Raw genomic sequence first — 1,759 nt, 5'->3', positions numbered from 1 at the left:
GCCGCGTCCGCCGCCCGCAGCCGGCCCGCGGACGCGCGGCCGACGCAGACCGCGTCGGCGCAGGTGCCCGCCCCCCGCCCGGCGCAGGACGCCGCGGACGAGCCCGAACTGCTCGGCGTCAAGATCCCGGGCGGCCGCCAGATCCGCGAGGGCTGGGACGCCGCGGTGAACGGCCTGCTCGGCAACAAGTCCGGCGGCGAGTAGCCGTCGTCGACCGATCCGGCACCGGCGCACCGGACGCGGGCCTCGCAGAGGCCCACGTCGTCGGCTTGATCGCTTCGGTCTCGCCGCTGTCATGCTGTGGATGTTCAGCAATTCGCTGATTTTCCAGCCACCGTGATCGATGCCTTAACACCGTCATTCCGGGGCGCCGAAGGCGAACCCGGAATCCACGATCGGCCTCGACCTGGCCGTGTTCCCCGCATCACGGATGGATCCCGGGTTCCGCTGCGCGGCCCCGGGATGACGGGGAGAGACGGCACCGAAGGGAGCTAGCGGAAACGGTTTCAGGCGCCCCGTCCGGCCTTGGTCGCCTCGCGGCGGTGGCGCTGGGCGCGGGGGCTCTTCGGCGCCTTGGCGGGCGCGGGTCCGTCCCCCTGCATCCGCTCGATTCGGACATCCGCGGGCCCGCGCCGGGCGAAGGCGGCTGCGAAATCCTCGGCGGCGCTGGCCCGCACCTCGAAGGCTGTCTCGTTGTCGAAGATCCGGATGGCGCCGATGTCGCCGCGGCCGATCTGCCCACGGCGGGTCAGCATCGGCAGCAGGCGGCGCGGCTCGACCCGGTCGCGGCGGCCGAGATTGAGCCGGAACCAGGCCCCCGGCTCGTCCTCGCCGATCCGCGGGGCGCCGACCGGCACGCCGCTGCGGGACTCGGGGCGCCGGCTCGTCTCGTAGGCCGGGTCGCTCACCTCCTCCGGCACGGGGATGCGCGAGCGGTAGAGTCGGGCGAAGGCGGCGGCGAGGCGCTCGGGCGGGCAGCGCTCCATCAGCGCCTCGGCCCAGTCCCGCTCCCACTCGCGCTCCTCCTCCGTCTCGGGCTCGGAGAGCAGCGGATCGGACATCATCCGCTCGCGGTCGAGGGCGCGGATCTCGTCCGCATTCGGCGGGCCGCTCCAGTCGGGGCTGACCTTGGCGATGGCGAACATCTGCTCGGCGCGCCGCCGACGGGCCGGCGGCACCAGCACGACGCTGGTGCCCTTGCGCCCGGCCCGGCCGGTGCGGCCGGAGCGGTGCTGCATCACCTCGGCGTCGTGCGGCAGGTCGGCGTGGATGACGAGGTCGAGGCCCGGCAGGTCGATGCCGCGGGCGGCGACATCGGTGGCGACGCAGACCCGGGCGCGGCCGTCGCGCAGGGCCTGGAGCGCCGCGTTGCGCTCGCCCTGGCCGAGTTCGCCCGAGAGCGCCACGGCCGAGAAGCCGCGCTCGGTCAGCGAGGCCTGGAGATGGCGCACCCCGTCGCGGGTGTTGCAGAACACGATCGCCACCGGCGCATCGACGTAGCGCAGCACGTTGACGACGGCGTGCTCGATCTCCCGCGGCATCACCCGGACCGCGCGGTAGACGATGTCGGCATGGCCCCGCGTCTCGCCGGCGACGGCAAGCCGCAGGGCGTCGCGCTGGTAGCTCTCGGCCAGCGCGACGATCGCCTTCGGTAGGGTCGCCGAGAACAGCAGGGTGCGCCGGTCCTCGGGCGTCGCCGCCAGGATGAATTCGAGATCCTCGCGAAAACCCATGTCGAGCATCTCGTCGTCCTCGACGA

General features: G+C 73.7%; 1 protein-coding gene and 1 pseudogene. One reads left to right on the top strand and one right to left on the bottom strand.

The window, feature by feature from the left end; all coding sequences use genetic code 11:
- A pseudogene (locus MFF42_RS01175) lies at nucleotides 1–204 on the top strand (hypothetical protein); the annotation flags it as partial.
- A gap of 302 nt (nucleotides 205–506) precedes the next feature.
- Here the strand turns inward: MFF42_RS01175 and MFF42_RS01170 are convergent.
- Nucleotides 507–1,759 (bottom strand): DEAD/DEAH box helicase (locus MFF42_RS01170; RefSeq protein WP_238253678.1); only part of this gene is annotated, 1,253 nt, incomplete at its 5' end.

Source organism: Methylorubrum podarium, assembly GCF_022179745.1.
Classification (GTDB): domain Bacteria; phylum Pseudomonadota; class Alphaproteobacteria; order Rhizobiales; family Beijerinckiaceae; genus Methylobacterium; species Methylobacterium podarium.
Note: the sequence above shows the minus strand (reverse complement) of the source record. Positions and strands in the feature narration are given on the sequence as shown.